The following is a 26,950-nucleotide window of genomic DNA, read 5'->3' as shown; positions in this document are numbered from 1 at the left end:
TGCGGCTAGCGTCGGAGCCACCGGAACAGGCCGGACGTGGATCAGGGAGACCTCTGACGTGGAGCAGCGGGAAGTGCCGGGGGACGTCGTCATGACCAGGATCGGTCAGGCGATCATGCTGCTCCACGCAGGGGACCGTGAAGAGGCCAGGAATCGGTTCGGGGTCATCTGGTCGGAGATCGGCGAGTCCGGCGAAGCCCTGCACCGCTGCACCCTCGCGCACTACATGGCGGACACCCAGGACGACCTCGAGGACGAACTCGCCTGGGATCTGAAGGCGTTGAAGGCTGCCGAAAGCCTGGCGGGGGAGGCGGCCGTGGAACGGGCAGCACCGCACCGGGACGCCGGTGCGGTGCGGGCCTTCTTCCCCTCGCTGCATCTCAATCTGGCGGCGGACTACCTGAAGCTGCGGCGCTTCGGGGCGGCCCGCATCCATCTGGACCGGGCCTGGGACGCCGCCGGGGTCGTGGAGGGTGACGGGTACGGCGGCGCTGTCCGCGACGGCATCAGGCGGATGGAGCAGCGTCTGCGGCGGAGCGTGGCAGGGGAGTGAAACGGACCGGCCCCCGCAGTGTGCCACCGGTCATTCGCCGGTGGCGCCGTCGATCCGCTCCCTCACCAGGTCCGCGTGCCCGTTGTGCCGGGCGTACTCCTCGATCATGTGCGTGTAGATCCAGCGGAGGCTGAAGGGCTTGCCCTCCTTGCTCACACCGACGGACGGGCTGTCGAGTTCGAACCTCGCCGCGTTGGCCCGGGCCTTCTCGATCTCCGCCTGCCAGGTGGTCCTGGCCTCCTCCCAGGTGTCCGCCTCGGTGAGGTGGAACTCGCCGTCCGGATCCTCGTCCGTCCCGTAGATCAGGGGGAGCTCCTCACCGGCGAGCACCTCCCGGAACCAGCCGCGCTCGTTCTCGGCGAGGTGCCGTACGAGGCCGAGGAGGGTGAATTCCGACGGAGGCACGGAGGCCTCGCGCAGCTGGGCGTCGGTCAGGCCCTCGCACTTCATGGCCAGGGTCGCGCGGTGGTAGTCCAGCCACCCCTCGAGCATCTGCCGCTCGGCCGCGTCGAGCGCGGGTTCGGACCGTTCCGGTGCGGTGGTCTCTTCTGTGGTCATCGGGCCATCCTGGCGCACTGATGATCACCAGGCCATCGCTTTCCGGCTCCCCGGTCAGCGGCTGCCGAGCATCCCCCGCACCAACTCGGTGCAGCTCCTGCACAGTTCTGCCTCGGTAGGCACGGCCCGGTGGTAGGAACCCGCGGCGCAGGCGAACATCATGCCTTCCGCCCAGGCCACGACCGAGAGCGCGTGGCGTTCCGGTTCGGCCGATCCGGCCGTGGTCATCAGTGCCACCAGCGGCGCGCGGAACCGTTCGCCCGCACTGTCGTAGAACGCCCGCAGACCGGGCCGCCGGGTGGCCTCCAGGGCCAGTTCGTACCGGCAGACCAGGAGCTCGGTGCCGCTGGTCAGATACCGGTGCAGGGCGCGCGCCAGCCCCACTGCGACCTGCCCCGGATCGCCGCTCACCAGCCATTCCCCGGGCGCGAGCACCTGGGCCTCCCGCTCGGCGAGCCGGCGTACGGCCGCTTCCAGCAGGGCCTCCCGGGTGCGGGCGTGGTTCGACGTCGAGCCCTGGGGGAGCCCGGCCCGCTCGTCGACCCCCCGGTGGGTCAGGCCCCTCATCCCGCGCTCGGCCAGAAGGGCGAGTGCGGAATCGGCGATCAGGTCGGTGCGGGAAAGGGGCGGCGGCCCGGACGGGGTGGCGTGCGTGGAGGCGGAACGTGGGGACATGGGGTCAATCTACCTCCTCTACTACACCTGTAGTACGGTGGAGCTCGCGTACTACAGGTGTAGTTCCAAGAGGGAGTTCAGTCATGACGACGTCCCATGCGGTGGTCATCGGGAGCGGAATCGGCGGGCTCACGGCCGCCGTGGCCCTGTACCGGAGAGGCTGGGAGGTCACGGTGCTGGAGCGCTCCCCCTCGCTGGAGCCCATCGGCGCGGGCATCAGCCTCGCCCCCAACTCCCAGCGCGCCCTCGATGTGATCGGTCTCGGCGACGCGGTCAGGGACCTCGCCGCCTGGCAGGGCGACGGAGGCATGCGCACACCGTCCGGGCGCTGGCTCGCCCGCACCGACAGCGCCGACGCGGCCGCGCGGTTCGGGGGGCCGCTCGTCCTGCTGCCCCGCTCGGCGCTCGTCGAGCTGCTCCGCGCCGGACTCCCGGGGGAGGCGGTACGGACAGGCACGTCGGCGCTGCTCGTGGACGCGGGCCACGCGGGCGGGCGCCGGGCCGTGGTCAGGACGCCCTCCGGGGACATCGAGGCCGATCTCGTGGTCGGCGCCGACGGGATCCGTTCCGGAGTCCGCGCCGCGCTCTTCCCCCGCCACCCAGGGCCGTCGTACAGCGGTTTCACCACGTGGCGTGTCCTCGCCCCCGCTCCCGAAAGGCCGTTCCCCTCGCACGAGACATGGGGCCGGGGGTCGCTGTGGGGCAGCCATCCGATGAAGGACGGCCGGATCTACGCGTACGCCGCCGCCACGGCCCCGGCCGGAGCGCGGGCCGCCGACGACGAGAAGGCCGAGCTGCTGCGCAGGTTCGGGGACTGGCACCACCCGGTACCGGAGATCATCGAAGCCGTCGAGCCCGGTCAGGTCCTGCGCCATGACGTGCACCAGATGACCGTTCCCCTGCCGGCCTTCCACGGGGGCCGCACGGTGCTCGTCGGTGACGCCGCGCACGCCATGGCCCCCACGCTGGGCCAGGGCGGCAACCAGGCCATCGAGGACGCGGTCGTGCTCGCCCACCACATGGCGCCGGAGGCGGACCAGAGGGCGGCGGCCGCCGCCTACAGCGCGGACCGGCAGCCCCGCACCACCGCCATCGTCCGCAAGGCGGCGCGGGTCTCCCGGATGATGCAGCTCTCCTCCCGCCCCGCGGTGACCCTCCGCGCCGGGCTGATGTCCGCGGCCTCCCGTCTGGGGCCGGGGCTCGTCCTGCGCGCGTTCGACGGCATCGCCGACTGGGAGCCGCCGCGGCGCACGTATGCTGCCGGGACCAGGGAAGGACAGCGGACACGGCCGTGACAAGGCCCTGGTCGAAGCGACAGGGAGAACCTCGTGAAGGTCGGCTGCATCGGACTCGGCGACATCGCGCAGAAGGCGTATCTGCCGGTACTGACGACCCTGCCCGGTGTGGAGCTGCACCTGCAGACCCGCACCCCGGCCACGCTGGCCGCCGTGGCCGGGGCCCACCGGATCCCCGCGGCGCAGTGCCACGAGGATCTCGACTCGCTCCTGGCCCAGGGTCTGGACGCCGCCTTCGTGCACGCGCCGACCGCCGCGCACGCGGAGATCGTCGGGCGGCTGCTGGAAGCGGGCGTCCCCACCTATGTCGACAAGCCGCTCTCCTACGAACTCGCCGAATCCGAGCGGCTGGTGGCCCTCGCCGAGGAGCGTGGGATCACCCTCGCGGTCGGCTTCAACCGCAGGCTCGCCCCGTCGTACGCGCAGTGCGCGGAGCACCCGCGCGAGCTGATCCTCCTGCAGAAGAACCGGGTGGGACTGCCCGAGGACCCGCGCACCATGGTCCTCGACGACTTCATCCACGTCGTCGACACTTTGCGCTTCCTCGTCCCCGGGCCCGTGTCGAACGTCGTCGTGCGCGCGCGGATCGTCGAAGGGCTGATGCACCACGTGGTGCTCCAGCTGTCGGGCGACGGGTTCACCGCCATCGGCATGATGAACCGGCTCAACGGGTCGACCGAGGAGATCCTCGAGGTCTCGGGGCAGGACAGCAAGCGGCAGGTGCTCAACCTCTCGGACGTCGTCGACCACAAGGGCCAGCCGACCCTGCGGCGACGCGGGGACTGGGTCCCGGTCGCCCGTCAGCGCGGGATCGAACAGAGCGTGCTGTCCTTCCTGGACGCGGTCCGGGCGGGAGAGGTGCTCAGCGCCCGGGACGCTCTGGAGACCCACCGGCTGTGCGAGCGGGTCCTCCGGGACGCGTCGGAGCAGGCGTCCTGAGGGCCCGCAGGCCTGCGGCCCCGAAGAAGACGGCCAGCACGGCCAACGCGCCGTACACCGGCCAGGCGCCCAGCCGGACGTAGAGGGTGGTCCCCCGGGCGAGCGGTACGTCGAAGACGGAGGCCTCACTCGCGTCCGTCCCGAGAGGCGCTCCCACCCGCTCGCCGTGCGGGCCGTACACCGCGCTGACGCCCGTGAGCGTGGCGTGCACCATCGGGCGGCCCGACTCGGCGGCCCGCAGCGCCCCCAGCGAGGCGTGCTGCTCCGGGGCCCAACTGTGCTGGAACGTCGAGGTGGACGACTGGGCGACGAGCACCTGGGCACCCTCCTTCGCCAGGTGCCTGCTCATGTCCGGGAACGCCGACTCGAAGCAGACCAGGGGGCCCACCCGCAGCCCGTCCGGGAGATCCATCACCACCGGGCTGCTGCCCCGCAGCCGGTCCTCGCCCGCCGCCTTGCCCACCGACGTCGCCCATCCGAGCAGGGATCGCGCCGGGACGTACTCACCGAACGGCACCAGGCGCATCTTGTCGTAGCGGTCACCGGTCGGGCCGTCCGGGCCCACCAGGACCGCCGACTTGAAGATCCCGGAGCGGTCAGGACCGTCCGTGCGCCGCGCGTCCATGTTGACCAGCACGTCGGCTCCGACCAGACGCGACAGCGCGGTGATCCGGTCCGCAGTCCGGGGGCTCCGGGACAGATCCACGCCCACACTGCTCTCGCCCCACACGACCAGGTCCACGTCCTGGCCCGCCAGACCTCGGGTCAGCTCCTCGCTCCGCGCGAAGCGGCGCTCGACGCTGCCGGGTCCGTCGACCACGCCGGGCTGCACGACGGCGATACGCACCGAGCCGGTCTCCTCGGGCCGCGGCGCCCACACCGCCGTCGCGCCGACACCCACCGCGCCCACCACCAGGCACACGGCCACGGCCCGGCGGGCCGCCGGTACGCCGATCAGCAGGGCTACCAGGGTGTTCACGGCCACCACACCGAGGCTGACCAGCCATACACCGCCGACGGAGGCGGTACGCAACGCGAGCGGGACGTCCCACTGGCTCGCCCCCAGCAGCCCCCAGGGCCCGCCGAGGCCTTCCCAGGAGCGGACGAGCTCGATCATCAGCCATCCGGACGGCACCACGGCGACGGCGACGACGGAGAGCGGGACGGACGGTGATCCGCCGAGCAGCCGGGCCACCAGGACGCCCCAGGGCGCCCACAGAAGTCCGAGGAGTGCCGCGAGCAGGAGGATGAACACGTGCAGACTCGGCATCAGCCAGTGGTGCACGGCGAGCATGAAGCCCGTTCCTCCGAGCCAGCCGTCGACGGCCGCGCGCCGCGCCGTGCCCGACGACCGGATCAGCAGAAGCCAGGGCACCAGGGCGACGTACGCGAACCACCGGAGCGACGGGGCGGGAAACGCGAGGGCCGGCAGCGCGCCCGCGCACAGCGCCGCTGCGCCGCGCCCGGTCCGGGATGCCAGCAGCCGTTCGTACGGCCGTGCGCCGCCGTCCTCGGCCGCGTCGTCGGGAATCCGCCCGCCCCGCATCGGCATGCGTGTCCTCCTCGCCGGTCGTCCGCCTGATCCCAGTGTGGTCCAGAAGATCAGGAGCGCACAGGGGGCGTGCCGCGGCCACCGGGCGCGTGCCTCCGGATCCGGCGCCGGCTCAACCGGCGTCCGTGGGCGCGCACCGCCAGGTCTCGTGCGCGATGAGCCTCCGGATCCGCCAGCCCGTGTCCGTCCGCCTCAGCTCGAACTCGTACCGGCCGCCGGTGAGGAAGACCGGAGCGGCCGCGCCGTCGTCGGCGGGCGCCGGGCCCGTGGGGCGCAGGTAGTCGGCCCGCACCCGCGCGTGGTCCCCCGGATAGCCGCCCAGGTCCTCGAGGTCCAGCCGCCGGTTGACGACCAGGTGCTGACGGACCGGGAGCAGCCGCAGGCTCTCCGCCAGCCACCGCACCCCCTCGGCGGCGGAGGACTCGGCCCCGCCCGCCCCGCGGTGGTCGGCACGTCCGTCGGGCGTGAACAGGGCGGTGCAGGCATCCCACGCGCCCTCGTCCACCGCCACGGCGTAGTCGGTGATCACTGCATCGATGGAGAGCCGGTCCATCACGGTCGCGAGAGCCACACGCTGTGTCATCGCCCAAGTCTCCGCCGGTGGAACCGGCACGCCAAGGGCCGCGCACGGTCCGCGGCTCCCGGTCCCGGCCTCAGGTGGGTACGACGGCCACCGGGCCGAGGGCGTGCGTCACCGTCGTCAGCGCGACGGGGGAGAGGCCGAGACCGAGGGACTCGCCGCCCCTGCGCCGGCCGACGACCGTCAGGGCGGCGGTGGCCGACGCCGTGACCAGCGTGCGTGACGCCGAGCCCCGGACCGGTTCGCGCACGACCTCGACCCCCGGATACGTCTCGCGCCGGCCCGCGGTGAGTTCGGCGAGGGCCCGGTCGGCCGCGTCCGCCGCCGCCCCGCTGTCGAACACCGGGCCGCCGGACAGCATCGACGAGAACATCGTCCATCCGTGCACGAGCCTCAGCCGCGCCCCCGGCCTGGAGGCCGCGGCCTCGAAGGCGAAATCGAGGACCTCTCCACCGCTGTCGTCGGCGGCCACCCCGACGACGACGTCCGGGAAGGCGTCCGCCCGCTCCGCCTCGCTCTCGTCCGTCCGGCCGGTGTGGACGACGACGACCGGACACCGCGCCATCGACGCCGTTGCCAGGCTGTTGGAGCCGATCATCAGCGAGCGGAATCCGCCGAGGCCGCGGGATCCGACGACCACCGTCGAGGCGTCACGGCTGAGGGAGGTCAGCGCCGCCGAGGGGAAGTCCAGCGGCGCCAGGGTCGAGGTGGGCAGCCCCGGGGCGGCCCGGGAGGCCCGGAGTACGGCCTGCGCGAGCAGCTCCTCGGACGAGCGCACCCCCTCCTGCTCGGCCCGCCGGGCCTGCGGCCGGACATGCACGACCAGCAGCGGCAGACCGCGGCGCACGGCCTCCCCGACGGCCCAGTCGAGCGCCTCCCAACTGTGCGCGGAACCGTCCACCCCGGCGATCACGGGAAGGTCTCGGGCGGTCATACGGGCCTCCAGGGCGGTCGGTGGACTTCCCCGGCCGGGGAAGGATGCCCGGAATGGCGATTATCGCCCGATTGCGCATCCGTGGCCCGCGGGCCTCACCGGCGTACGCAGGCCGCTGTGCAGGGGACGTAACCACGCTTGATCGTCCGGCGTGACACCCGGGAAACGGACGTTTCGTACCGTCGCGGTGTCAGCGTTCCCCCAGGAGAGGCCGTCCATGACCGTGCCGAATGCGCAGCCGGACACTCCCGACCGGGTGCGGACGGTCTGCTCGTACTGCGGTGTCGGCTGCGGCATGGTCCTCGACATCGGCGGGGGACCCGACGGGCGGCGCACCGTCCTGAAGGCCACGGGCGACAAGGAGCACCCCGCGAACCGCGGGAGGCTCTGCACCAAGGGGGCGACGAGCGCCGACATGCTCGCCGCTCCCGGCCGGCTGACGACGGCCCTGGTGCGGGCCGACCGCAGCGAGGAGCCGGTGCCGTCGCCCATGGACGCCGCCGTCAAGGAGACCGCGCGCAGGCTGCGGGCGGTCGTCGACGAGCACGGGCCCGACGCGCTCGCCCTCTACGTCTCGGGGCAGATGACGCTGGAGGCGCAGTACCTCGCCAACAAGCTGGCCAAGGGCTTCGTCCGCACCAGCTGGATCGAGTCGAACTCCCGGCTCTGCATGGCGAGCGCGGGCAGCGGCTACAAGCTCTCGCTCGGAGCGGACGGACCGCCCGGGTCGTACGAGGACTTCGAGCACGCCGACACCTTCTTCGTCGTCGGCTCGAACATGGCGGACTGCCACCCCATCCTCTTCCTCCGCCTCATGGAGCGGGTGAAGGCCGGTGCCAGGCTCATCGTGGTCGACCCCCGGCGCAACGCCACCGCGGAGAAGGCCGACCTCTTCCTGCAGATACGTCCCGGCACCGACCTGGCGTTGCTCAACGGCCTGATGCACCTCCTCGTGGAGAACGGCCACACCGACCCCGACTTCATCGCGGAGCACACCGAGGGCTGGGAGGCGATGCCCGACTTCCTGCGGGACTACACCCCCGCCGCGGTCGCCCGGACCACCGGCATCCCGGAGGCGGACATCCGCCTGGCCGCCCGCTGGATCGGTGAGGCCGGGGAGTGGATGAGCTGCTGGACCATGGGACTCAACCAGAGCACCCACGGCACGTGGAACACCAACGCCCTGATCAACCTCCACCTGGCCACCGGAGCCGTCTGCCGCCCGGGCAGCGGCCCCTTCTCGCTCACCGGCCAGCCCAACGCCATGGGTGGCCGCGAGATGGGCTACATGGGCCCTGGCCTGCCCGGCCAGCGCGGCCTGCAGTCCGACGACGACCGCGCCTTCGTCGAGGAGCTGTGGGACCTCGCGCCCGGGACCCTGCGCACGGACGCGGCGGGCGCCGGGACCGTCGACATGTTCCGGCGGATGTCCGAGGGCGAGATCAAGGCCTGCTGGATCATCTGCACCAACCCGGTGGCGTCCGTGGCCAACCGGCGCACCGTCATCGAGGGACTCGAGGCGGCGGAGTTCGTCGTCACCCAGGACGTGTTCGCCGACACCGAGACCAACGCGTACGCCGATGTCGCCCTGCCCGCCGCGCTCTGGGGCGAGGCCGAAGGCGTCATGATCAACTCGGAGCGGAACCTCACGCTGGCACGGCAGGCCGCCGATCCGCCGGGGGAGGCCTGGCCGGACTGGCGGATCATCGCGCGGATCGCCTGCGAGATGGGGTACGAAGAGGCCTTCGGCTACGGCAGCGCCGAGGAGATCTTCGAGGAGATCAAGCGGGCCCACAATCCCAAGACCGGCTACGACCTGCGCGGAGTCAGCTACGAGCGACTGCGGCGCACCCCCGTCCAGTGGCCCAGCGCCTCCCCCGAGGGTCCCGACCGCAACCCGGTGCGCTACCTCAACGACGGCGTCAGCCAGACCCTGACCGTGCGGCCCGACGGGAGCGTGCCCCGGCTGTCCTTCCCCACGGCGAGCGGCCGAGCGGTGTTCTTCGCCCGCCCGCACCTGCCGGCGGCCGAGATGCCCGACGAGGACTTCCCCTTCGTGCTCAACACCGGCCGGCTGCAGCACCAGTGGCACACCCTGACGAAGACCGGGAAGGTCGCCAAGCTCAACAAGCTGAACCCCGGCCCCTTCGTGGAGATCAACCCGCAGGACGCGGCGGCCCTCTCGATCGCGGAGGGCGACTCCGTCGAGGTCGCCTCACGCCGCGGCCGGGCCGTGCTCCCGGCCGTCGTGACCGACCGGGTGCGTGCCGGGGACTGCTTCGCTCCGTTCCACTGGAACGACCTCTTCGGTGAGTACCTGAGCGTGAACGCCGTCACCAACGACGCGGTCGACCCGGTCTCCTTCCAGCCCGAGTTCAAGGTCTGCGCCGTGACGCTGCAGAAGGTCGCCGCGGTCGTACCCGCACCGGCCCCGGCCGTCCCGGCGCTCTCCGGCGCCCCCGCCGTCCCGGCACTCGCGGTAGCGCCCGCCGCCCTCGCCGGGGTGTTCGGGATCGCGGACACCGCCCCGCCCGTCCTGGCGGAACACGAGCGGCGCTATCTGTCCGGCTTCCTCGCGGGGATCGGCACGGGGACCGGCGGCACGCCCGTACTCCCGGCACACGCGCCGTTCGCGCCGGACCACGCCCTCTGGGTCAACGGGGTACTGGCCGGCATGTTCTCCCGTCTTACGGCGGACGGGGTCGGGGAGCCGGCGGGGACCGCACCGGCCTCCGACGCGGCCTCCTCCGCGCCCGCCGGCCGGCAAGTCGTGGTCCTCTGGGCGTCCCAGACCGGCAACGCCGAGGAGGTCGCCGCGGCGGCGGCGCGCCGGCTGACCGACGAAGGGCGCACGGCGACGCTCCTAGGGATGGACGACAGCCCTCTGGAGAACATCCCGCGCACCGCCGACCTGCTCGTCGTCACCAGCACCTTCGGCGACGGGGACGCGCCGGACAACGGCTCCGGGTTCTGGGAGTCGCTCAACGCGCCCGACACGCCCCGGCTGGACGGCGTGCGGTACGCCGTGCTGGCCCTCGGCGACTCCTCGTACGACGACTTCTGCGGGCACGGCAGGCGGCTCGACGAACGCTTCGGGGAGCTGGGCGCCGTGCGGCTCGTCCCCCGTACGGACTGCGAACCGGACTACGAGGAGCCGGCCGGGCAGTGGCTCGACGAGGTGTTCGCGGCCCTGGGCACCACGGCCGGGCCGACGGCCCCGCCCGTCGCCGTCCCCGGACCCGTCCCACCGTCCGCCTCCGCCCCCTCCACCACGGGCCGTTCGGCCAGGACGGCGACCGGACGCCTCGTGGGCAACAAGCTGCTCAGTCTCCCCGGAGCGGCCAAGGAGGTGCGGCAGTTCACCTTCGACACGCGGGACAGTCCTGTGCCCCTCACCTACGAGGCGGGTGACGCACTCGGTGTGGAGGCCCTCAACTGCCCCGCACTCGTCGCGGAATGGCTGGCCGTCACAGGACTGGACCCCGCGGACCCCGTCGATGTGCCGAGCGCCGGCACCGTGCCCCTGGGCGAAGCCCTCCACCGCCACCTGGACATCGCCCGGATCACCCCCGCGCTCCTGCGCCTGGTCGCCGAGCGCACCCATGACCGGACCCTCAAGAAGCTGCTGCGCCCGGACAACAAGGGCGAACTCGCGCAGTGGACCTGGGGCAGGCAGGCGGTCGACGTCATCGCCGAACATTCCGCCCGGGCCACCGCCGCCGAGTGGACCGAGGCCCTCACCCGTCTCCGGCCCAGGCTCTACTCCATATCCTCCAGCCCTCGCACCGACCCCGGCCTCGTGCGGCTCACGGTCTCCGTCGTCCGCTACGAGAACCGTCACGGCGCCGTCCGTAAGGGGGTGGCCTCCACCTTCCTCGCCGACGCGGAGGAGGGCCACCCCGTCCCCGTCTTCGTCCAGCACGCCCCGCACTTCCGCCCGCCGGCCGATCCGTCGATCCCCATGGTGATGGTCGGCCCCGGCACCGGAGTCGCCCCGTTCGTCGGGTTCCTCGACGAACGGAGGGCTCTCGGCCACCGGGCAGCCAACTGGCTGTTCTTCGGCGAGCAGCGCAGGGCGAGCGACTTCTACTACCAGGAGGAGCTCGACTCACTGCGCCGTGAAGGCACCCTGACCCGCCTGGACACCGCGTTCTCCCGGGACCAGCGGGCCAAGGTCTACGTCCAGGACCGGATGCGGGAGCACGGAGCCCAGCTGTGGTCCTGGCTCCAGGAGGGCGCCCACTTCTACGTCTGCGGCGACGCCTCCCGGATGGCGAAGGACGTGGACCGGACCCTGCGCGACATCGCCGTGGCCCACGGAGGACTCCAGGAGGACGCCGCCGCCGCGTACGTCAAGCAGTTGGCCGCGGACAAGCGGTACGTACGCGACGTGTACTGAGCTCAGCTCCCGGAGACGGCGGAGGCGAAGGCCGGGAGGTACGCGGACGCGTGCCCCTCGGCCGTCGGATGGACGTTCGTGCTGCTGATCCAGGCGTCACCGGTGCAGATCTCGTGCCCGGCGAAGGCCGGCCGGCCGTCCGCGAAGGCGAATCCGGCCGCCCGGGCACGGTCCGCGATGGTCTCGTTGAGCAGGTCCGAGCCGTCGTTGATCGCCGAGCGCTTGGCGGAGCTGAGCCCGCCGAGGCAGAGGCCGCCCTCCTTGTAGAGGTGCGGGTAGCCGATGATCACGACCTCGGCACGGGGCGCGCGGGCGCGGACGGTCGCGTAGAGGCCGTCCAGCTCACCCGGCAGCTCGTTCACCACGTACTCCCCGGCCGTCTTCAGGGCCCGCTCGCAGGCCGACTGGGTGGAGTACTGACAGCTGAGCATGGTCGAGGCGAACCCGGAGTCGTTGCCCCCGATGCTCAGGCTCACCAGGGTGGTCTCCTCGCCCAGTTCCCCCACCTGGCTGCTCAGCACGTCGGGGATCTTCGCACCGCCGCACGCGGCGAAGGCGAACGAGGCCGGGTCGTTGGCATCGGCCCAGAGCGCGGGATAGGCGTTGCGGCTCCGCGTGCACGCGACGTCGGAGTAGCTGCCGGCGCCGGTGCCGGAGGCGTACGAGTCACCGAGGGCCACGTAGTTCACCTCGGACACCGCCGCGGCCGGAGCGGCGGAGGCGGGGACGGCGACCGAGGCGAGGGCGAGGGCCAGTACTGCGGCACAGGCCGTGCGGGGCAGGGACATGGGGTTCTCCGTGAGGTGGGAGCGAAGGGAGCGCGGGAGTGACGAGCGGTGGTCCACGGCCGTCGTGTGAGACCGACGGCCGTGGACCACGCCCAACCTCCCGCGCCCACGCCCGCACGTCATCGGCGAAATGACTGACTCCCGGACCAGGACGGTCCGGGAGTCAGGCGAGGCAGGGTCCTTCTCAGCCCGCGGACTCGCCCGCGTGGGGGCTCAGCACACCGGCGCCGACCAGGATGAACAGCACGATGCCCAGGATCACGCGGTAGATCACGAACGGCATGAAGCTCTTCGTGGTGATGAACTTCATGAACCACGCGATGACCGCGTACCCGACCCCGAACGCGATGACCGTGGCGAAGATCGTCGGGCCCCAGGAGACGTGTCCCTCGCCCGCGTCCTTCAGCTCGAACGCTCCCGATGCCAGCACCGCAGGGATCGCCAGGAGGAAGGAGTAGCGGGCCGCCGCCTCGCGGGTGTACCCCATGAGCAGACCACCGCTGATCGTGGCACCCGAGCGGGAGACACCCGGGATCAGGGCCATCGCCTGGCAGAACCCGAAGATCAGACCGTCCCTGACACCCAGTTCCTTGAGTGACTTGCGCTCCTTGATCGCCCGGTGCTTGCCGCCGGTCTCGTCGCGGGCGGCGAGCCGGTCCGCGACGCCGAGGACGATGCCCATGACGATCAGCGTCGTCGCGATCAGACGGAGGTCGCGGAAAGGACCCTCGATCTGGTCCTTGAAGGTCACACCGAGGACGCCGATGGGAATCGAGCCGATGATGACCAGCCACCCCATCTGGGCGTCGTGGTCGCCGCGCATCGAGGAATTGGTCAGCGACCGGAACCAGGCCGAGATGATCCGGGCGATGTCCTTGCGGAAGTAGATGAGGACCGCGGCCTCCGTGCCGATCTGCGTGATCGCGGTGAACGCGGCGCCCGGGTCGTGCCAGCCCGCGAACGCCGCGGTCAGCCGCAGATGCGCGCTGGAGGAGATCGGCAGGAACTCGGTCAGTCCCTGAACGAGGCCCAGGACGAATGATTCGAACCAGCTCATGGGGCTTAGGCCATCCCGGAGGTACTCATGCAACGGCCGACGGACGCGAAGGCCGTCGGCAGCGTGCGGATGCGGTCAGAAAGGGAGACGGGACGCCACGGCCCCGGACATCCTCTGTCGGTTGCGCGCAGCGTATCGCCTGCAGGTGAACGGGGTGCCGCCTGCCCCTGGCTACGCCGCGCCGCCCGCCCCGCCCAGCCGGTGCCGCCTGCGCCAGGCCACCAGGGCCGCTCCCGCGCCGGACAGCACGATGAAGCCCATCGCCGCCAGGAACACCGGCGAGGTCGGCGAGGAGGCCGAGCTCCCCGCGATGACGTACGCGGCCGTGTTCGGGATCGAGCCGAGCCCGGTGGCCAGGAGGAACGGCGGGTAGCCCATGCGGGAGGTCGCCGCGCAGTAGTTGGCCGCGGCGAACGGCACCCCGGGGAAGAGCCGCAGCGCGAGCATGGACCTGAAACCGTGCCGGCTCAGCAGTCCGTCCGCCGCTTTCAGGTACTTGCCGCGCAACAGCGTCCGGAGCGCGTCCTGCCCCAGCACCCTGCCGAGCAGGAAGGAGACACCCGCACCGAGGACGGTGCCGGCCAGCGCCGCCGCGAGACCGGCCTGGGCGCCGAACAGCGCACCGGCCGCCAGATTGAGCAGCGGGCGCGGCACGAAGGCCACGGTGCACACACCGTAGGCGAGCCCGAACAGCATCGCGGCGCCGGAACCCGTGAGTTGGGACGGCCAGCCGGAGGCGAGGAGCCGTTGTGGTTCGAACAGCAGCATGGTGACGGCGGCGGCCAGCAGGACCACCACGAGCAGGGAGAACCGGGACCAGGGGGAGAGCAGCGCCCTCGTACAGCGCACTGCGAGGCCACCGGAGGGCCGTGTTGCGGAGACGGGGTCGAACATCTGGGGAGCGTAACCGAAACAGGTGTGTGATCGCCGTAATGTGCGGGTTGGGGCGACGAGTCACTCGTCACGTGGCCGCTCCTGCGGCGAGCGGCGCAGAGCCAGTTGTTGTCACGGCCGCACACCCGTGCCCGTCCGTCGTGCTGCGATCGTCCGCGCCGCCACGGGAACAGGATGTGAGCAGCGGCGTGGCCCCCGAGTACCGCGAACAGGCCTGCTCGCAGGGCGGATCGATCGTTCGCCGGCCCTCCTCGTCGCCAACTGCTCCCCGGCGACGGTCGGCCGGTCCTGGGGTTTGCCGCCGCGTATCGACCGCGCCCGAATCCTCCCGTCCGCAGGCCGGTAGGCGCCGCCCGAAAACCATTCGACGCCGCCGCACCGCTCCGCCATGATCAGGGCATGTTCCGGTACGCCTTCCTCGCAGCGCAGTCCGCAGTCGCGGACACGCCGAAGGCTGCCGTGAGCCCTGCGACCGCACCCGCAGCAGCAGCTACCGACGCAGCGTTCACCGCTGCCGCGGCGCCCTTCGGCGGCGCCCGAAGCTGACCCTCCCCCGACAGTCCGGCGGACCCCGCAAGGGGAGGGTCGGCGGGGCCCTGGGGTCTTCTCTCTCAGCTTCGAACACCAAGGAACGAGCCATGCCCAAGACGGCATACGTGCGCACCAAGCCCCACCTGAACATCGGCACCATGGGCCACGTCGACCACGGCAAGACCACCCTGACCGCCGCCATCACCAAGGTGCTGAGCGACCGCGGCAGCGGCACCTTCGTGCCGTTCGACCGGATCGACCGGGCCCCCGAGGAGGCGCAGCGCGGCATCACCATCAACATCGCGCACGTCGAGTACGAGACCGACACCCGCCACTACGCGCACGTCGACATGCCCGGACACGCCGACTACATCAAGAACATGGTCACCGGGGCGGCGCAGCTCGACGGGGCGATCCTCGTCGTGTCCGCGCTCGACGGCATCATGCCGCAGACCGCGGAGCACGTCCTGCTGGCCCGTCAGGTCGGCGTCGACCACATCGTCGTCGCCCTCAACAAGGCCGACGCGGGTGACCCCGAGCTGACCGACCTGGTCGAGCTGGAGGTCCGCGAGCTGCTCACCGCGCACGGTTACGGAGGCGACACCGTCCCCGTCGTACGGGTCTCGGGGCTCGGCGCGCTGCAGGGCGACCCACGCTGGACCGCGTCCGTGGAGGGTCTGCTGGACGCCGTCGACACGTACGTACCGATGCCGGTGCGCTACACCGACGCGCCGTTCCTCCTGTCCGTGGAGAACGTGCTCACCATCACGGGCCGCGGGACCGTCGTCACCGGAGCCGTGGAGCGCGGCACCGTGCGCGTCGGGGACCGCGTCTCGGTGCTCGGCGCGGACGTCGAGACGGTCGTCACCGGCCTGGAGACCTTCGGGAAGCCGATGGAGTCCGCCGAGGCCGGCGACAACGTCGCGCTGCTGCTGCGAGGGGTCGAGCGCGACCGTGTCCGCCGCGGTCACGTGGTCGCGGCGCCCGGCAGCGTCACGCCGAGCAGGCGTTTCACCGCGCAGGTGTACGTCCTCCCGGCTCGGGAAGGGGGCCGGAGCACCCCGGTCACCACCGGGTACCGGCCGCAGTTCTACATCCGTACGGCGGACGTCGTCGGGGACGTCGACCTCGGCGAGGCGGCGGTGGCCCGGCCCGGCGACACGGTCACCATGACCGTCGAGCTCGGCCGTGACGTGCCGCTGGAGTCCGGCCTCGGCTTCGCGATCCGCGAAGGCGGCCGCACGGTCGGCGCCGGCACGGTCACCGGCCTGCTCTGACGGCGGTGCGCGGCCCGCCCTCCCGACCCCGGGAAGGCGGGCCGCGTCCTCTCGGGCAGACTGGTGCACATGGCAGACACAGCTCTCGTACTGGGTGCCGGAGGCATCACCGGCACCGCATGGGAAAGCGGCATCCTGCACGGACTCGCCAAGGCGGGCGTCGACCTCTCCACCGCGGATCTGATCGTCGGGAGCTCCGCGGGTGCCCTCGTCGGGGCGCGGCTCGCCTTCGGACCAGCAGGCATCAGTGACCTCTACGAGCGACAGCTCGCCACCCCGGAGAGCGAGAAGGGGACGGCGGGCCGACTCGGCCCCGTCACCATCCTCCGCTACGCCAGAGCGGTGCTCTCCTCCCGTACGCCCGACGAGTACGGCAGGAGACTGGGGGCCCTGGCCCGTGAGAGCCGGCCCGCCGCGACGGCGGAGGAACGCCGGGAAATGATCGCGAGCTGGCTTCCGTCGTCCGAATGGCCCGAACGGCACCTGCTGGTCACGGCCGTGGACGCGTCCACCGGCGCGCTGCACACCTTCGACAGGACGGGGACGGTCCCGCTCGCAGACGCGGTCACCGCCAGCTGCGCGGTTCCCGCGGTCTGGCCCGTCGTCAGCGCTGGCGGCGGCAGCTGGATCGACGGAGGTGTGCATTCCCCGGCCAACGCCCACCTCGCCTCCGGATACGGACGCGTCGTCGTGATCGCACCCACCGCCAGTGGCAACAAGGTCATCGCCTCGCCCCGTGCGCAGGCCGCCGAGCTGGAGGCGGCGGGCGCCCGCGTCGAGGTCATCACCCCGGACGCGGCCACCAGGAAGGCCATCGGCCGCAACTCTTTGGACCCGGCACGCCGGGCCGCGGCGGCCAGGGCGGGACTCGCGCAGTCCGCCGCGCACACCGAAGCCGTCGCCGCGGTGTGGAACGGCTGACCGGGCGGGAGGAGGGCCGGACGCCCGTCACAATGGGGGAGTGAACGAGCCGATACCCGTCATCCGCGACACCGACCGCGGCACCGCCAGGCTGCTGCCCGACGTGGACCGGGACCGGGCCTGGCTGCTCACGGTCGACGGCGCCCCGCAGTCGTACGTCGACCTCGACGAGCCCGGCCACCTCGAATTCGAGTACGTACGGCGCCTCGGCCACGTGGTGGACCGGGCGGGCGCCCCGGGGGAGCCGCTGGACGCGGTGCACCTCGGCGGAGGCGCGCTCACGCTGCCGCGTTACGTCGCGGCGACCCGCCCCGGCTCACGGCAGGACGTGGCGGAGGCGGACCGGGGGCTCGTCGAGCTCGTCGGCGAGCACCTGCCGCTGCCGGAGGGAGCCGGCATCACCGTGCACGCCATCGACGCCCGGGGATGGCTCGAAGAGGCACCGGAGGACTCCGCCGATCTCCTGATCGCCGATGTCTTCGGCGGCGCACGGGTGCCCGCGCACCTGGCCTCCGTCGAGTACGCGCGGGCCGCGGGGCGGGTCCTGCGGGCGGACGGCGTCTACGCGGCCAACCTGGCCGACGGTGCGCCCTTCACTTTCCTGCGGTCGCAACTGGCCAACTTCGCCGAGGTGTTCGACGAGGTCGCGCTCATCGCCGAACCGGCCGTCCTGCGCGGGCGGCGCTTCGGCAACGCCGTGCTGCTCGCCTCCCGTGCCCCGCTGGACATCGCGCCGCTGACCAGGCTGTGTGCCGCCGACGTGTTCCCCGCCCGGGTCGAGCACGGTCCGGCACTCGCCCGGCTCATCGGCGGTGCGAGGCCTGTCCGGGACAGCGAGGCCGTGGCCTCACCCGAGCCCCCCGACGGCGCCTTCAGCATCGGCTGACTCCCGCGACGGCTCCGGGACGCTGATCTTCTTCACCGCGGTGCGGCGCGTCAGATTGCGTACGTCGGGGACGAACAGCACGCCCGCCGTCACCAGGACGATCAGGGCCGCACAGCCCCACAGGGCCTCGCTGCGGCCGACGAGCGACTCGACAGGACCGGCCGCCGCCGTGGCCAGCGGCACCATCGCGACGGATCCGAACCAGTCGTACGCCGACACCCGCGACAGCTTCTCCTCGGGGATCTCCTGATGCAGGGCCGTCATCCAGGAGACGCCGAACACCTCGATGGCGATCCCCGTCACGAACATCACCGCGCAGAGACCGGCCACCGGCAGCGGGATCGCCAGTCCCGCCGACGGCAGGGCCAGCGGGAACACGCAGAGCGTCCCCGCCAACAGCAGTCGCCGCGGCTTCCACCGCATCATCAGCAGGGCCCCGCCCAGGGTGCCGACCCCGAACGCCGCCAGGGCGAAGCCCCAGGGGCGGGCACCTCCGAGCTCGTCCCGCGCCACCAGCGGCCCGTACACCGCCTCGGCGGCGCCGACGACGGCGACCACCACGGAGAACTGCAGCACGACGGCCCAGAGCCAGGGGCGCCCGACGACCTCGCGCCAGCCGTCCCGGAGATCGGCGAGCAGCCCGCCGCCCGGAAGGCGCGCAGGGATGTGGCCCACGTCGAGGAAGGCCCGGAGCGCGCCCGCGACGGCGAAGGCCGCCGCGTCGACCGCCAGCACCCAGCCCGGGTCCATGGCGGCGATCATGGCGCCGCCGAGCGCCGCGCCGCCGATGGCGGCGCCGTGCATGGACATGCGGAAGAAGGCGAAGGCGCGGGCAGCCTGCTCCCCGCTGACGCTGGACATCAGCATGCCTTCGGAGGCCGGGCCGAAGAAGGCCTGGCCGATGCCGCAGAGCCCCGTGAGCAGCATCATGTGCCACAGCCGGGCCTCGCCGGTCAGGACCAGCCAGGCGAACGCGGCCTGGGAGAGGCAGTTGAGCGTGTTCGCGGCCACCATCACCCGGTGACGCGGCAGCCGGTCCGCGACCGCGCCGCCGATCAGCAGGAAGAGCACGAGCGGGGCGGTTCGCGCGGCGGCGACGAGACCGACGTCGCCGCCGTCGCCCCCCGACTCCAGGACCGCGAACGCCGCCGCGATCAGGGCACCGTTGGTGCCCAGGCTGGTGATGATCGCGGCGGCGGTCAGCAGACCGAAATTACGGCCCGCCGGAAGGGAGCGGTGGCCGGGGGAGGAGGATGTGGAGGCGGAGGTCACCAAGGGACTATCCCCGCCGCGACCCCCTCCCGCCAAATGGGCGGTCCGGCCGCGTACGGCGCGGGCTCAGGAAGCGGTCTCCGTGCCCTCCGCCAGGCGTACCGTGCTGAGGATCTTCTGGATGGTGGCGTCCGGGAGTTCGTCGTCGACGCCGGCGTTGGCGTAGAGGATCCAGGACGCGTACTCGTCCTTGGCGTTCTTGAAGGTGAACGCGATGGACTTGCCGTCGGTGTCGCACTTGCCCTTGTTGGCGAGCCCCGTGGCGGTGGCCGTGACGACGCTGCCCGACAGACCCGACTCGGTCGTGTAGGCCTTGGGCTTGCCGACCTTGACCTTGTCCTTGGGGTCCTCCTGCGCATAGGCGGCCCAGACCCAGTTGGCGGCCTCGTTCGTGGCCGCCTCGTTGGTGTTCTTGGCGCCCTGACCGCCCTTCGTGCCGACACCGGCCAGGCCGGTGTCCTCCTTGGAGCCGTCCTTGTCCTCGTCGTCGACGCACCACTTGCTCTTGAGGTGCGCGGGTGCGGAGAAGCCGACGGCGGGAGGGCCCGTGGGGTCCTTCACGTCCTCGAAGCCCGAGAACACACCCGTTCCGGCGACCTCCCAGTCGCCGGGCACGTCGAACTGCGTGCCCCACTTGGGATTGGTGACGACCTTCCACCCCGGAACCGTCGGCGCGGCTTCCTCGCCGCCCCGCGGGTTGGCCGCGGGGGAGGAGGTGGTGCCGGACGGCTTCGCGGTGGGCGACGCGGACGACTTGTCGTCGGCCACGGTCGAGCCGCCCTTGTCGTCCTTGTTCATCACGACGACACCCGTGACGACGGCCGCCACGACCACGGCGGTGGCCGCGACGACGGCCACGATCGTCGTCTTCCTCTTGTCGTCCTGCGGACCGCCGGGCCCGCCCGGCACGGCGTACTGCGGCACGGTGGGCTGCTGGTACGGGTTGGGCTGCGGGTAACCCGGCTGGCCCTGCTGCTGGTATCCCGGCTGCTGGTAGGGATTGGGCTGTTGGTACCCCGGCTGCTGGTACGGGTTCTGGTTCTGGTCCTGCGGGTTCTGCTCGCCCCCGGGCGGCTGCTGTCCTGGCCACATGGCCAGTAACCATAGAGGGGCAGGGCGCCCGCTGCTACGGCCGCCCCTGTGAGGGGATGGTCAAGGACGGCTACTCGCTAGTAACATCGCCGCCATGAGCACTGAAGAGATGACAGTCGGCGACATCCTGTCCGCGAGCGTCCCGATGGTCCGGACCCTCGGCATCACGTACCTGGAGACGACCGCGGAGCGTGCCGTCCTCTCGCTCCCGGACCGGGCGGACTACCACAACCACCTCGGCGGACCCCACGCCGGAGCGATGTTCACGCTGGCCGAGTCGGCGAGCGGCGCGATCGTCGTCGCCGCGTTCGGCGACCAGATGGCCCGCGCCGTCCCCCTGCCCGTCACCACGGAGATGGCCTTCAAGAAGGTGGCCATGGGCGAGCTCACCGCGACCGCGGTGCTGGGCCGCCCGGCAGCCGAGGTCGTCGCGGAACTGGACGAGGGCAAGCGCCCGGAATTCCCCGTCGGCGTCGAGATCCGCCGCGCGGACGGAGCGGTCACCAGCGAGATGACCGTCGTCTGGACGCTGCGTCCGAACCGCTGACCCCCTCCGGCCCCGCGTGCCCCGGACGGGGCCGCGCCGGTCGCGCCGGCCACCCGGCCCGGTAGGCTGCCCGCCGTGCACCACTCGTGGTGCGCGGCGGCAGATTTCTTACGGGAGGGACCGGCGTTGCACGTCCAGGAGTGGCTCGAGACCGTACCCGCGGTCAGCATTTACCTCCTGGTGGGGGTCGTCATCGGGCTCGAGAGCCTCGGTATTCCGCTGCCGGGCGAGATCATCCTCGTGAGTTCGGCGCTCCTCGCCTCCCAGCACGGTGACATCGACCCCGTGGTGCTCGGCGCCTGCGCGTCCGCCGGTGCGATCATCGGCGACTCGATCGGCTACGCCATCGGCCGCAGAGGAGGGCGCCCGCTGCTCTCCTGGCTCGGCCGGAGGTTCCCCAAGCACTTCGGGGCGCCCCAGATCGCGCTGGCGGAGCGGTCGTTCGAGAAGTGGGGCGTGTGGGCGGTCTTCTTCGGCCGCTTCGTCGCCCTGCTGCGCATCTTCGCGGGCCCCCTGGCCGGGGTGCTGCGCATGCCGTACTGGAAGTTCCTGATCGCCAACGTGTTCGGCGGGATCGTCTGGGCCGGCGGCACCACCGCCGTCATCTACACCGTGGGGGTCGTCGCCGAGGCGTGGCTCAAGCGCTTCTCGTGGCTGGGCCTGCTGGCCGCCGTGCTGATCGGCGTGACCTCGATGCTGGTTCTGAAGAACCGGGCCAAGAAGGCCGCGGAGCAGGCCGAGAGCTCCGTGCCGGCGCCCGAGCCGGACGCGGTCCCCGCAGCCGACTGACCCCCGCGCGGCCACCGCCGCGTGGCCCCCCGTGCGGCCACCGCCGCGCGGGACCGCGCACGCCATGGACGGCCCGGGGGTCAGCCCTCCTGGTGCGCCGCGCGGTGCGCCTTCGCCAGCTCGACGTAGCCCGCCGCGTTGAAGGCGATGCCCTCGCGCTCCTCGGCGGTCAGCTCCCGCTTGACCTTGGCCGGTACGCCGGCGACGAGGGAGCCCGGCGGCACCCGCATCCCCTGGGGTACGAGCGCCTGCGCCGCGATCAGCGAACCCGCACCGATGTGCGCGCCGTTGAGCACGGTGGCGCCCATGCCCACGAGGACGTCGTCCTCGATGACGCAGCCGTGCAGCACGGCGTTGTGGCCGACCGAGACCCTCGCGCCCACCGTCAGCGGGAAGCCGGGGTCGGTGTGGACGCTGCAGTTGTCCTGGATGTTGCTGTCGGGGCCCAGGGAGATCGGGCCGCAGTCGGCACGCAGCACGGCCTGGTACCAGACACTGGAGCCCGCGGCCATCGACACCTCGCCGATGACGACGGAGGTCGGCGCGAGGAAGGCGTCCGGATCGATGTCCGGCTCCTTGCCGCCGATGCCGGTGACCAACGCCTGCTCTGCCATCGCCTGCTCCTCCGGTGGGGTGTGGTGCGCACGGCACCCCTCTGCTCCGCACGAACCGTAATGGACGCCCCCGGCCGTCAGAACGGGTGGGGTGAACATCACAGCCCGGAGCGCCGACCGCTCCGGGAGGGCCGACTACCGTGAGCGGGTGCCGACGAACCGTACGTTCCTCTCCTCCCTGACCCGCCGGCGGCGTGGTGTCACCTCCCGCGCCGTCCACCGCGTCTGGGCCTGGGTGCAGGAGACCGGAGCCGTCACCGCACAGCACCCCGGGCCGCTCCGCTTCGGCCGGATCGGTGCGGGAACACGACTCGCCTTCCCCCAGGGAACGGTCTTCGGTGAGCCGTGGATCGAGCTGGGCGACCACTGCATCATCGGTGAGCAGGTGACGCTCACCGCCGGCCTGATGCCCGATCTGGACCTCGGGTCCGAGCCCATCCTGACCCTGGGCGACGGTGTGGTGCTGGGCCGGGGGAGCCATGTCATCGCCGACACATCGGTCTCGATCGGCTCGGACACCTACTGCGGGCCGTACGTGTACATCACCTCGACCAATCACAGCTACGACGACCCGGACGAACCGGTCGGCCGGCAGTGGCCGCGCATGGAGCCGGTCGTGATCGGTCCCGGATGCTGGATCGGTACCGGAGCGGTGATCCTGCCGGGGGCCAGGCTCGGCCGGAACGTGGTGGTCGCCGCCGGAGCCGTCGTACGAGGAGAGGTCGCCGACCACGCGGTCGTGGCGGGGGCGCCGGCCCGTGTGGTGCGCAGCTGGGATCCGGAGAAGGGCTGGCAGCCGCCGCTGCGCACCCCCGCGCCGGTGCCGATCCCGGACGGGGTGACGTCCGAGCAGCTGGCCGCGGTCGCCCTGCTGCTGGAGGACCCGGCCGAAAGGGCCTGAGGCCCGGCGGTCCCGGGCTTCAGCCCGTCGCCAGCAGGACCGTTCCGATCAGGGCCAGGCCCGCGCCCGCCGCCTGGAGTCCGCGCAGCCGCTCACCCAGCACACCGCGCGCCGCCAGCGCGGTCACCACCGGATAGAGCGAGGCCAGGACGGCGGCCACGGTGACCGGCCCCTGCTGGGCGGCGATCGAGTAGGTGCCGTTGGCCGCGACGTCGGCGAGCCCGACGAAGGCCAGAGCGGGCAGGGCGGCCCGTACGGTCCCGAGTCCGCCCTCCTCGGGCAGCGCCCGGCCGCCGCGCCGCACGGAGACGAACAGGGCCGTTCCGCCGACCGCGAGGTTCGTGACGCGCTGGACGAAGAGTGCGAGGAAGAGACCGGTCACGGTGGTGGAGGCCTCCGCGATGAGGGTCATCACCGCCCCGAATCCGAAGGCGGCCAGCAGGGTCAGGGCGATCGCCTGGCGCTGCACCGGCGCACCGCGCAGCTGTGGGCCTCCGGCCAGGACGATGCCAACGACGGCGACGGCCACCCCGGCGAACTGCAGCAGGCCCGGCCGCTCACCGACGAGCAGGCCCACTCCCACGGGGACCGCCACTCCGACGGAACCGAGGGGGGAGACCACGCCCATCGGCCCCAGGGCCAGCGCCTTGTAGAAACTGAGCATCGCGACCGGCCCGACGACGCCCGCCGCGACCGCGAACCAGAGCAGGCTTCCGGCCTCGCTCCAGCCGCCGGTCGCGATCACCACGACCCCGAGGACGACGACCGCGATGGCCTGCGACACGACGACGACCGTCAGGGCGGGCGTGCGCCGGGTGAGTAGCCCGCCACCGAAATCGGCCAGCCCCCAGAGCAGGCTCGTGGCCAGGGCGAACAGTGCGGTCATCGGGGGGCCTCGCAGTACAGTGCGGTGGTCGGGTGGGTGCACCACACCGTAGTGCAGTATTTTTGACTCTGTCATCCAGAATATTGGACGGAATGTGTCTGACCTCGATCAGCTGACCCAGTCGCTCGCCCGCAATCTCAAGCGCTGGCGGGGCGAGCGCGGCTTCACCCTGGACGCCTTGGCGGCCCGAGCAGGGGTCAGCCGGGGCATGATCATCCAGATCGAGCAGGCGCGGACGAATCCGAGTGTCGGCACCACCGTCAAACTCGCCGACGCCCTGGGTGTCAGCATCACCACGCTGCTCGACTACGAGCAGGGAACCCAGGTGCGTCTGGTGCCCGCGAGTCAGGCGGTGCGCATGTGGTCGACGGAGGCCGGCAGCTCGACCACCCTGCTGGTGGGCGCTGAGGCCAGGGGACCGATCGAGCTCTGGTCCTGGCACCTGATGCCCGGCGAGGGCAGCGCCTCCGACCCGCACCCCGAAGGAACGGTGGAGCTGCTTCACGTCACGGAGGGCGAACTGACCCTCGTCGTCGACGGTGAGACCCACATCGTTCCGGCCGGCGCCTCCGCGACCTTCGAGGCCCACGTGCCGCACGGCTACCGCAACGACGGCTCCGAGCCCGCGGCCCTGACCATGGCGGTGACGATCCCGCCGGTCCGCCGAGAGGGCAAGTGAGCTGCTCACGGCGGCTGTCAGCGTGAGCCGTATGCGCGCACCCCTGGGTCCTTTCGACGATGCCTCTCCCGCCGCCGACCGCTGGACCTCCTCCCCTCCTCCGTCGCCGAGGCCGTAACAGCGGGGTGGGGCGGAATCCCGGCCGAGTCGATCGTCCACGTCGACACCGACCCCGAGGTCGCCGACACGGCCGCCTCCGTCAGCCCTCGGTCCTGTGGGCCCTCAGCCATCCCCCGGCGAAGTCCACAGCCGCGCGGAGGGGGAAGAGACGACTCGGTGCCGACCCCACGTGGCCGGTGCGGACCTCCCGGCTCCGTGCACGGGCGAAGTCGTCCCCCAGAGCGCCGAAGTCACTGTCGTCGAGGGCGATGTCCTCGTACTCCCACCAGCGGGGTCCGTCCTCCGACGCCACCACGCAGCGGTAGAGGCGGCGGGGCGGGGAGGGGCGGCGGTACTCCGCCAGGTGGAAAGCGGTGCAGCTGTCGAAGCCCGTGCCCAGCTGGAGGACCTGCGCATCGGCCTCGTAGAGGCGGGCCAGAGGGGAGTCCTCGCCCAGATGGCAGTCCCGGCGGTGGCCGGTGAGCAGCTTCCCGGCCGCCGGGCCCAGCGCGGCGAACGAGGTCTGCGGGTGGCCGCTGCGTATCGCTCCCGGAGCCTGCCGCACGGTCTCTGCGAGCGCTCCCATCCCTGGGGCGGGGGACGTCACCGGGTCGAAGGCGGGCATCGCCGCCCGCATCGCCGCACGGGCCTTCTCGCTGAGCCCCCGGACCCGCTCCAGGTAGGAGCGCGAGGTGTCCGAATTCTCCGGGGTGAAGGCGGGGACGACGACGGTCCCCTCCGGGCCCAGTGCACGGCGCAGGGCCTCCGTCATGCACCAGGTGGAGGCCCCCGTGGCGCGCATGGACGCGTGCACCAGCAGGACGCCACCCCGGCGCACGCCGAGCTCGCAGAGCTGGGTGGCGGCGCGTTCACCGCCGAGGAGGAGAGGGTGTGTCACAGCACACATTCTCCCCGCCGAGGGCCCTCCGCGACACCACGCCCGCACGGCGGCGCACCGCGCGGGCAGCGGCCGTCGGCAGAACTCAGCGGCGGGGATCCAGGCGGGGGATCTCGATCGCCGGGCAGCGGTCCATCACCATGGAGAGGCCCGCCGCGCGCGTACGCTCGTACGCCGCCTCGTCGACCACCCCGAGCTGGAACCAGACCGCCTTCGCGCCGGCCGCCACCGCTTCGTCGGCGACAGCGCCCGCCAGGTCGCTGTTGACGAAGACATCCACCACGTCGACGGGGAAGGGTATGTCCGCCAGCGAGGCGTACCCCTGTTCGCCGTGGACCTGCTCGGCCTTGGGGTGGACGGGCACCACTCGCTTGCCGAAGCGCTTGAGGACCTCCGCGACCCCGTAGGCCGCGCGGGACCGGTTGTTCGACAGGCCGACCACCGCCCAGGTGTCACCCGTGTCCTGAAGGATCCCGCGCACCGTCTCATCGTCTGCGTACATGCCCTGACAACGGACGGCCCCGGCGGGCCATTCCCCACGGGAGGGTGAATGCGCCGGTCGTACCGGCACATAAGCTGGACCGATGCAGGAGCAGTACCGGACAGTCGCCGGCGCGGGCGTGCACGAGACCGAGGTCAGCCGATCGCGCTTCCTCTGCGCGCTCGCCCCCGCCGCCACCGAGCAGGAGGCGCAGGACTTCGTCGCGCGCGTCCGCAAGGAGCACCCCACCGCCAACCACAACTGCTTCGCCTACGTCATCGGCGCCGACGCCTCGGTGCAGAAGGCGAGCGACGACGGGGAGCCGGGCGGGACGGCCGGCGTCCCCATGCTGCAGATGCTCATGCGCCGGGAGGTGCGGTACGCCGTCGCCGTCGTCACGCGCTACTTCGGCGGGGTCAAGCTCGGCGCGGGCGGGCTGATCCGGGCGTACGGAGGAGCGGTCGGTGAGGCGCTGGACGCCCTGGGTACGACCACCCGCCGGCGGTTCCGGCTCGCCACGGTCACCGTGGACCACCAGCGGGCGGGCAAGCTGGAGAACGATCTGCGCGCCACCGGGACCGCCGTCCACGACGTGACCTACGCGGAGTCGGTGACCATCGCGATCGGGCTGCCGGACGCCGAGGTCGAGGGCTTCAGGGCCTGGCTGGCCGATGCCACGGCGGGCTCCGCGACGCTCGAACTGGGTGGCGAGGCGTACGGGGACGTCGGGGCCGGATGAGGGGTCCGGGGCCGCGCGGCACTAGCGTGGTCGGGCCTGCCGGGGAAAACCGGGGCGGGTGGGGTGGTGGACCGGTTCGGTCCCGGGGCGGAGGAAGTGGACCATGCAGACCGG

At 72.3% G+C, this 26,950-nt stretch carries 26 protein-coding genes and 1 pseudogene; 13 read left to right on the top strand and 14 right to left on the bottom strand.

Annotated features, from left to right (window positions below):
* The first annotated feature begins 58 nt into the window (after nucleotides 1-58).
* Nucleotides 59-553, top strand: a complete 495-nt coding sequence (locus OG488_RS05330; RefSeq protein WP_329226390.1) for a hypothetical protein — start codon at nucleotides 59-61, stop codon at nucleotides 551-553.
* Between the two features lie 30 nt (nucleotides 554-583).
* On the opposite strand, the gene OG488_RS05325 is transcribed toward OG488_RS05330, so the two are convergent.
* Nucleotides 584-1,111 (bottom strand): DinB family protein, encoded by a 528-nt coding sequence (locus OG488_RS05325; RefSeq protein WP_329226388.1) that lies wholly within the window; start codon nucleotides 1,109-1,111, stop codon nucleotides 584-586.
* A 54-nt stretch (nucleotides 1,112-1,165) separates the two neighbouring features.
* Entirely contained in the window at nucleotides 1,166-1,786 is a 621-nt protein-coding gene (locus tag OG488_RS05320; protein WP_329226386.1) for a TetR/AcrR family transcriptional regulator, read from the bottom strand.
* 83 nt (nucleotides 1,787-1,869) lie between these two features.
* Between OG488_RS05320 and OG488_RS05315 the strand changes: the two genes are divergently transcribed.
* Together OG488_RS05315 and OG488_RS05310 are read left to right on the top strand one after the other, a co-directional pair.
* Nucleotides 1,870-3,081 (top strand): FAD-dependent oxidoreductase, encoded by a 1,212-nt coding sequence (locus OG488_RS05315; protein ID WP_329226385.1) that lies wholly within the window; start codon nucleotides 1,870-1,872, stop codon nucleotides 3,079-3,081.
* Between the two features lie 33 nt (nucleotides 3,082-3,114).
* Nucleotides 3,115-4,020 carry a Gfo/Idh/MocA family protein gene (locus OG488_RS05310; RefSeq protein WP_329226383.1) on the top strand — a complete coding sequence of 302 codons (906 nt, stop codon included), beginning with the start codon at nucleotides 3,115-3,117 and terminating at the stop codon, nucleotides 4,018-4,020.
* Here OG488_RS05310 and lnt read toward each other — a convergent pair.
* The 3 genes from lnt to OG488_RS05295 all read right to left on the bottom strand — a co-directional run bounded on the left by lnt (nucleotide 3,944) and on the right by OG488_RS05295 (nucleotide 7,086).
* On the bottom strand, nucleotides 3,944-5,572 hold the full coding sequence (lnt, locus tag OG488_RS05305; RefSeq protein ID WP_329226381.1) for an apolipoprotein N-acyltransferase: 1,629 nt from the start codon (nucleotides 5,570-5,572) through the stop codon (nucleotides 3,944-3,946). The two genes, OG488_RS05310 and lnt, sit on opposite strands and share 77 nt — an antisense overlap.
* A 112-nt stretch (nucleotides 5,573-5,684) precedes the next feature.
* Entirely contained in the window at nucleotides 5,685-6,155 is a 471-nt protein-coding gene (locus tag OG488_RS05300) for a nuclear transport factor 2 family protein (protein ID WP_329226379.1), read from the bottom strand.
* Between the two features lie 70 nt (nucleotides 6,156-6,225).
* Nucleotides 6,226-7,086, bottom strand: a complete 861-nt coding sequence (locus tag OG488_RS05295; protein WP_329226377.1) for a universal stress protein — start codon at nucleotides 7,084-7,086, stop codon at nucleotides 6,226-6,228.
* A 217-nt stretch (nucleotides 7,087-7,303) separates the two neighbouring features.
* On the opposite strand from OG488_RS05295, the gene OG488_RS05290 reads away from it, so the two are divergent.
* Nucleotides 7,304-11,485: a bifunctional nitrate reductase/sulfite reductase flavoprotein subunit alpha gene (locus tag OG488_RS05290; RefSeq protein ID WP_329226375.1), complete on the top strand. Its 4,182-nt coding sequence runs from the start codon at nucleotides 7,304-7,306 to the stop codon at nucleotides 11,483-11,485.
* Nucleotides 11,486-11,487: 2 nt separating this feature from the next.
* Here OG488_RS05290 and OG488_RS05285 read toward each other — a convergent pair whose 3' ends face one another.
* The 3 genes from OG488_RS05285 to OG488_RS05275 all read right to left on the bottom strand — a co-directional run bounded on the left by OG488_RS05285 (nucleotide 11,488) and on the right by OG488_RS05275 (nucleotide 14,224).
* The gene (locus tag OG488_RS05285; protein WP_329226373.1) at nucleotides 11,488-12,273 is read right to left on the bottom strand and encodes an SGNH/GDSL hydrolase family protein; all 786 of its coding nucleotides are present in this window, start codon (nucleotides 12,271-12,273) and stop codon (nucleotides 11,488-11,490) included.
* A 184-nt stretch (nucleotides 12,274-12,457) separates the two neighbouring features.
* Nucleotides 12,458-13,330: an undecaprenyl-diphosphate phosphatase gene (locus tag OG488_RS05280; protein WP_329226372.1), complete on the bottom strand. Its 873-nt coding sequence runs from the start codon at nucleotides 13,328-13,330 to the stop codon at nucleotides 12,458-12,460.
* Nucleotides 13,331-13,501: 171 nt separating this feature from the next.
* Entirely contained in the window at nucleotides 13,502-14,224 is a 723-nt protein-coding gene (locus tag OG488_RS05275; protein WP_329226370.1) for a TVP38/TMEM64 family protein, read from the bottom strand.
* Nucleotides 14,225-14,862: 638 nt separating this feature from the next.
* On the opposite strand from OG488_RS05275, the gene tuf reads away from it, so the two are divergent.
* The 3 genes from tuf to OG488_RS05260 all read left to right on the top strand — a co-directional run bounded on the left by tuf (nucleotide 14,863) and on the right by OG488_RS05260 (nucleotide 17,839).
* Nucleotides 14,863-16,032, top strand: coding sequence for an elongation factor Tu (tuf, locus tag OG488_RS05270; RefSeq protein ID WP_329226368.1), 1,170 nt, complete (start codon nucleotides 14,863-14,865; stop codon nucleotides 16,030-16,032).
* 69 nt (nucleotides 16,033-16,101) lie between these two features.
* Nucleotides 16,102-16,953, top strand: coding sequence for a patatin-like phospholipase family protein (locus OG488_RS05265; RefSeq protein ID WP_329226366.1), 852 nt, complete (start codon nucleotides 16,102-16,104; stop codon nucleotides 16,951-16,953).
* A gap of 40 nt (nucleotides 16,954-16,993) precedes the next feature.
* Nucleotides 16,994-17,839 carry a spermidine synthase gene (locus tag OG488_RS05260; RefSeq protein WP_329226364.1) on the top strand — a complete coding sequence of 282 codons (846 nt, stop codon included), beginning with the start codon at nucleotides 16,994-16,996 and terminating at the stop codon, nucleotides 17,837-17,839.
* Here OG488_RS05260 and OG488_RS05255 read toward each other — a convergent pair.
* Entirely contained in the window at nucleotides 17,801-19,111 is a 1,311-nt protein-coding gene (locus OG488_RS05255) for an MFS transporter (protein WP_329226362.1), read from the bottom strand. The two genes, OG488_RS05260 and OG488_RS05255, sit on opposite strands and share 39 nt — an antisense overlap.
* Nucleotides 19,112-19,177: 66 nt before the next feature.
* A complete protein-coding gene (locus OG488_RS05250; RefSeq protein WP_329226360.1) occupies nucleotides 19,178-20,203 on the bottom strand; it encodes a hypothetical protein in 1,026 nt (341 codons plus the stop codon).
* A 109-nt stretch (nucleotides 20,204-20,312) separates the two neighbouring features.
* Here OG488_RS05250 and OG488_RS05245 point away from each other — a divergent pair, with 109 nt between their 5' ends.
* Both OG488_RS05245 and OG488_RS05240 read left to right on the top strand, forming a co-directional pair.
* Nucleotides 20,313-20,750, top strand: coding sequence for a DUF4442 domain-containing protein (locus OG488_RS05245; protein ID WP_329238447.1), 438 nt, complete (start codon nucleotides 20,313-20,315; stop codon nucleotides 20,748-20,750).
* Between the two features lie 126 nt (nucleotides 20,751-20,876).
* A complete protein-coding gene (locus OG488_RS05240; protein ID WP_329226359.1) occupies nucleotides 20,877-21,539 on the top strand; it encodes a DedA family protein in 663 nt (220 codons plus the stop codon).
* 80 nt (nucleotides 21,540-21,619) lie between these two features.
* Here the strand turns inward: OG488_RS05240 and OG488_RS05235 are convergent, their stop codons facing one another.
* The gene (locus OG488_RS05235; RefSeq protein ID WP_329226357.1) at nucleotides 21,620-22,153 is read right to left on the bottom strand and encodes a gamma carbonic anhydrase family protein; all 534 of its coding nucleotides are present in this window, start codon (nucleotides 22,151-22,153) and stop codon (nucleotides 21,620-21,622) included.
* A 148-nt stretch (nucleotides 22,154-22,301) separates the two neighbouring features.
* Here OG488_RS05235 and OG488_RS05230 point away from each other — a divergent pair, with 148 nt between their 5' ends.
* A complete protein-coding gene (locus tag OG488_RS05230) occupies nucleotides 22,302-23,054 on the top strand; it encodes an acyltransferase (protein WP_329238445.1) in 753 nt (250 codons plus the stop codon).
* A 19-nt stretch (nucleotides 23,055-23,073) separates the two neighbouring features.
* Here OG488_RS05230 and OG488_RS05225 read toward each other — a convergent pair whose 3' ends face one another.
* Nucleotides 23,074-23,940 carry an EamA family transporter gene (locus OG488_RS05225; RefSeq protein ID WP_329226356.1) on the bottom strand — a complete coding sequence of 289 codons (867 nt, stop codon included), beginning with the start codon at nucleotides 23,938-23,940 and terminating at the stop codon, nucleotides 23,074-23,076.
* Nucleotides 23,941-24,034: 94 nt separating this feature from the next.
* On the opposite strand from OG488_RS05225, the gene OG488_RS05220 reads away from it, so the two are divergent.
* Nucleotides 24,035-24,619 carry a helix-turn-helix domain-containing protein gene (locus tag OG488_RS05220; RefSeq protein ID WP_329226355.1) on the top strand — a complete coding sequence of 195 codons (585 nt, stop codon included), beginning with the start codon at nucleotides 24,035-24,037 and terminating at the stop codon, nucleotides 24,617-24,619.
* Between the two features lie 31 nt (nucleotides 24,620-24,650).
* A pseudogene (locus OG488_RS39225) lies at nucleotides 24,651-24,811 on the top strand (YbaK/EbsC family protein); the annotation flags it as partial.
* Between the two features lie 7 nt (nucleotides 24,812-24,818).
* Here the strand turns inward: OG488_RS39225 and OG488_RS05215 are convergent.
* Both OG488_RS05215 and OG488_RS05210 read right to left on the bottom strand, forming a co-directional pair.
* On the bottom strand, nucleotides 24,819-25,625 hold the full coding sequence (locus OG488_RS05215; protein ID WP_329226354.1) for an aminoglycoside N(3)-acetyltransferase: 807 nt from the start codon (nucleotides 25,623-25,625) through the stop codon (nucleotides 24,819-24,821).
* Between the two features lie 76 nt (nucleotides 25,626-25,701).
* Nucleotides 25,702-26,118 (bottom strand): CoA-binding protein, encoded by a 417-nt coding sequence (locus OG488_RS05210; protein ID WP_329226352.1) that lies wholly within the window; start codon nucleotides 26,116-26,118, stop codon nucleotides 25,702-25,704.
* Nucleotides 26,119-26,200: 82 nt separating this feature from the next.
* Between OG488_RS05210 and OG488_RS05205 the strand changes: the two genes are divergently transcribed.
* Complete coding sequence (locus tag OG488_RS05205) at nucleotides 26,201-26,836, top strand: YigZ family protein (protein WP_329226350.1); 636 nt, start codon at nucleotides 26,201-26,203, stop codon at nucleotides 26,834-26,836.
* Nucleotides 26,837-26,950 lie beyond the last annotated feature (114 nt).

Origin of the sequence: Streptomyces sp. NBC_01460, assembly GCF_036227405.1 — a bacterium.
GTDB lineage: Bacteria > Actinomycetota > Actinomycetes > Streptomycetales > Streptomycetaceae > Streptomyces.
Note: the sequence above shows the minus strand (reverse complement) of the source record. Positions and strands in the feature narration are given on the sequence as shown.

Bases quoted from the DNA above. Each gene is read 5' to 3' on its own strand.
- OG488_RS05325 (WP_329226388.1), bottom strand. From the start codon at position 1,111: ATGACCACAGAAGAGACCACCGCACCGGAACGGTCCGAACCCGCGCTC.
- OG488_RS05320 (WP_329226386.1), bottom strand. From the start codon at position 1,786: ATGTCCCCACGTTCCGCCTCCACGCACGCCACCCCGTCCGGGCCGCCG.
- OG488_RS05315 (WP_329226385.1), top strand. From the start codon at position 1,870: ATGACGACGTCCCATGCGGTGGTCATCGGGAGCGGAATCGGCGGGCTC.
- lnt (WP_329226381.1), bottom strand. From the start codon at position 5,572: ATGCCGATGCGGGGCGGGCGGATTCCCGACGACGCGGCCGAGGACGGC.
- OG488_RS05300 (WP_329226379.1), bottom strand. From the start codon at position 6,155: ATGACACAGCGTGTGGCTCTCGCGACCGTGATGGACCGGCTCTCCATC.
- OG488_RS05295 (WP_329226377.1), bottom strand. From the start codon at position 7,086: ATGACCGCCCGAGACCTTCCCGTGATCGCCGGGGTGGACGGTTCCGCG.
- OG488_RS05290 (WP_329226375.1), top strand. From the start codon at position 7,304: ATGACCGTGCCGAATGCGCAGCCGGACACTCCCGACCGGGTGCGGACG.
- OG488_RS05285 (WP_329226373.1), bottom strand. From the start codon at position 12,273: ATGTCCCTGCCCCGCACGGCCTGTGCCGCAGTACTGGCCCTCGCCCTC.
- OG488_RS05280 (WP_329226372.1), bottom strand. From the start codon at position 13,330: ATGAGCTGGTTCGAATCATTCGTCCTGGGCCTCGTTCAGGGACTGACC.
- OG488_RS05275 (WP_329226370.1), bottom strand. From the start codon at position 14,224: ATGTTCGACCCCGTCTCCGCAACACGGCCCTCCGGTGGCCTCGCAGTG.
- tuf (WP_329226368.1), top strand. From the start codon at position 14,863: ATGCCCAAGACGGCATACGTGCGCACCAAGCCCCACCTGAACATCGGC.
- OG488_RS05265 (WP_329226366.1), top strand. From the start codon at position 16,102: ATGGCAGACACAGCTCTCGTACTGGGTGCCGGAGGCATCACCGGCACC.
- OG488_RS05250 (WP_329226360.1), bottom strand. From the start codon at position 20,203: ATGTGGCCAGGACAGCAGCCGCCCGGGGGCGAGCAGAACCCGCAGGAC.
- OG488_RS05245 (WP_329238447.1), top strand. From the start codon at position 20,313: ATGACAGTCGGCGACATCCTGTCCGCGAGCGTCCCGATGGTCCGGACC.
- OG488_RS05235 (WP_329226357.1), bottom strand. From the start codon at position 22,153: ATGGCAGAGCAGGCGTTGGTCACCGGCATCGGCGGCAAGGAGCCGGAC.
- OG488_RS05225 (WP_329226356.1), bottom strand. From the start codon at position 23,940: ATGACCGCACTGTTCGCCCTGGCCACGAGCCTGCTCTGGGGGCTGGCC.
- OG488_RS05215 (WP_329226354.1), bottom strand. From the start codon at position 25,625: ATGTGTGCTGTGACACACCCTCTCCTCCTCGGCGGTGAACGCGCCGCC.
- OG488_RS05210 (WP_329226352.1), bottom strand. From the start codon at position 26,118: ATGTACGCAGACGATGAGACGGTGCGCGGGATCCTTCAGGACACGGGT.
- OG488_RS05205 (WP_329226350.1), top strand. From the start codon at position 26,201: ATGCAGGAGCAGTACCGGACAGTCGCCGGCGCGGGCGTGCACGAGACC.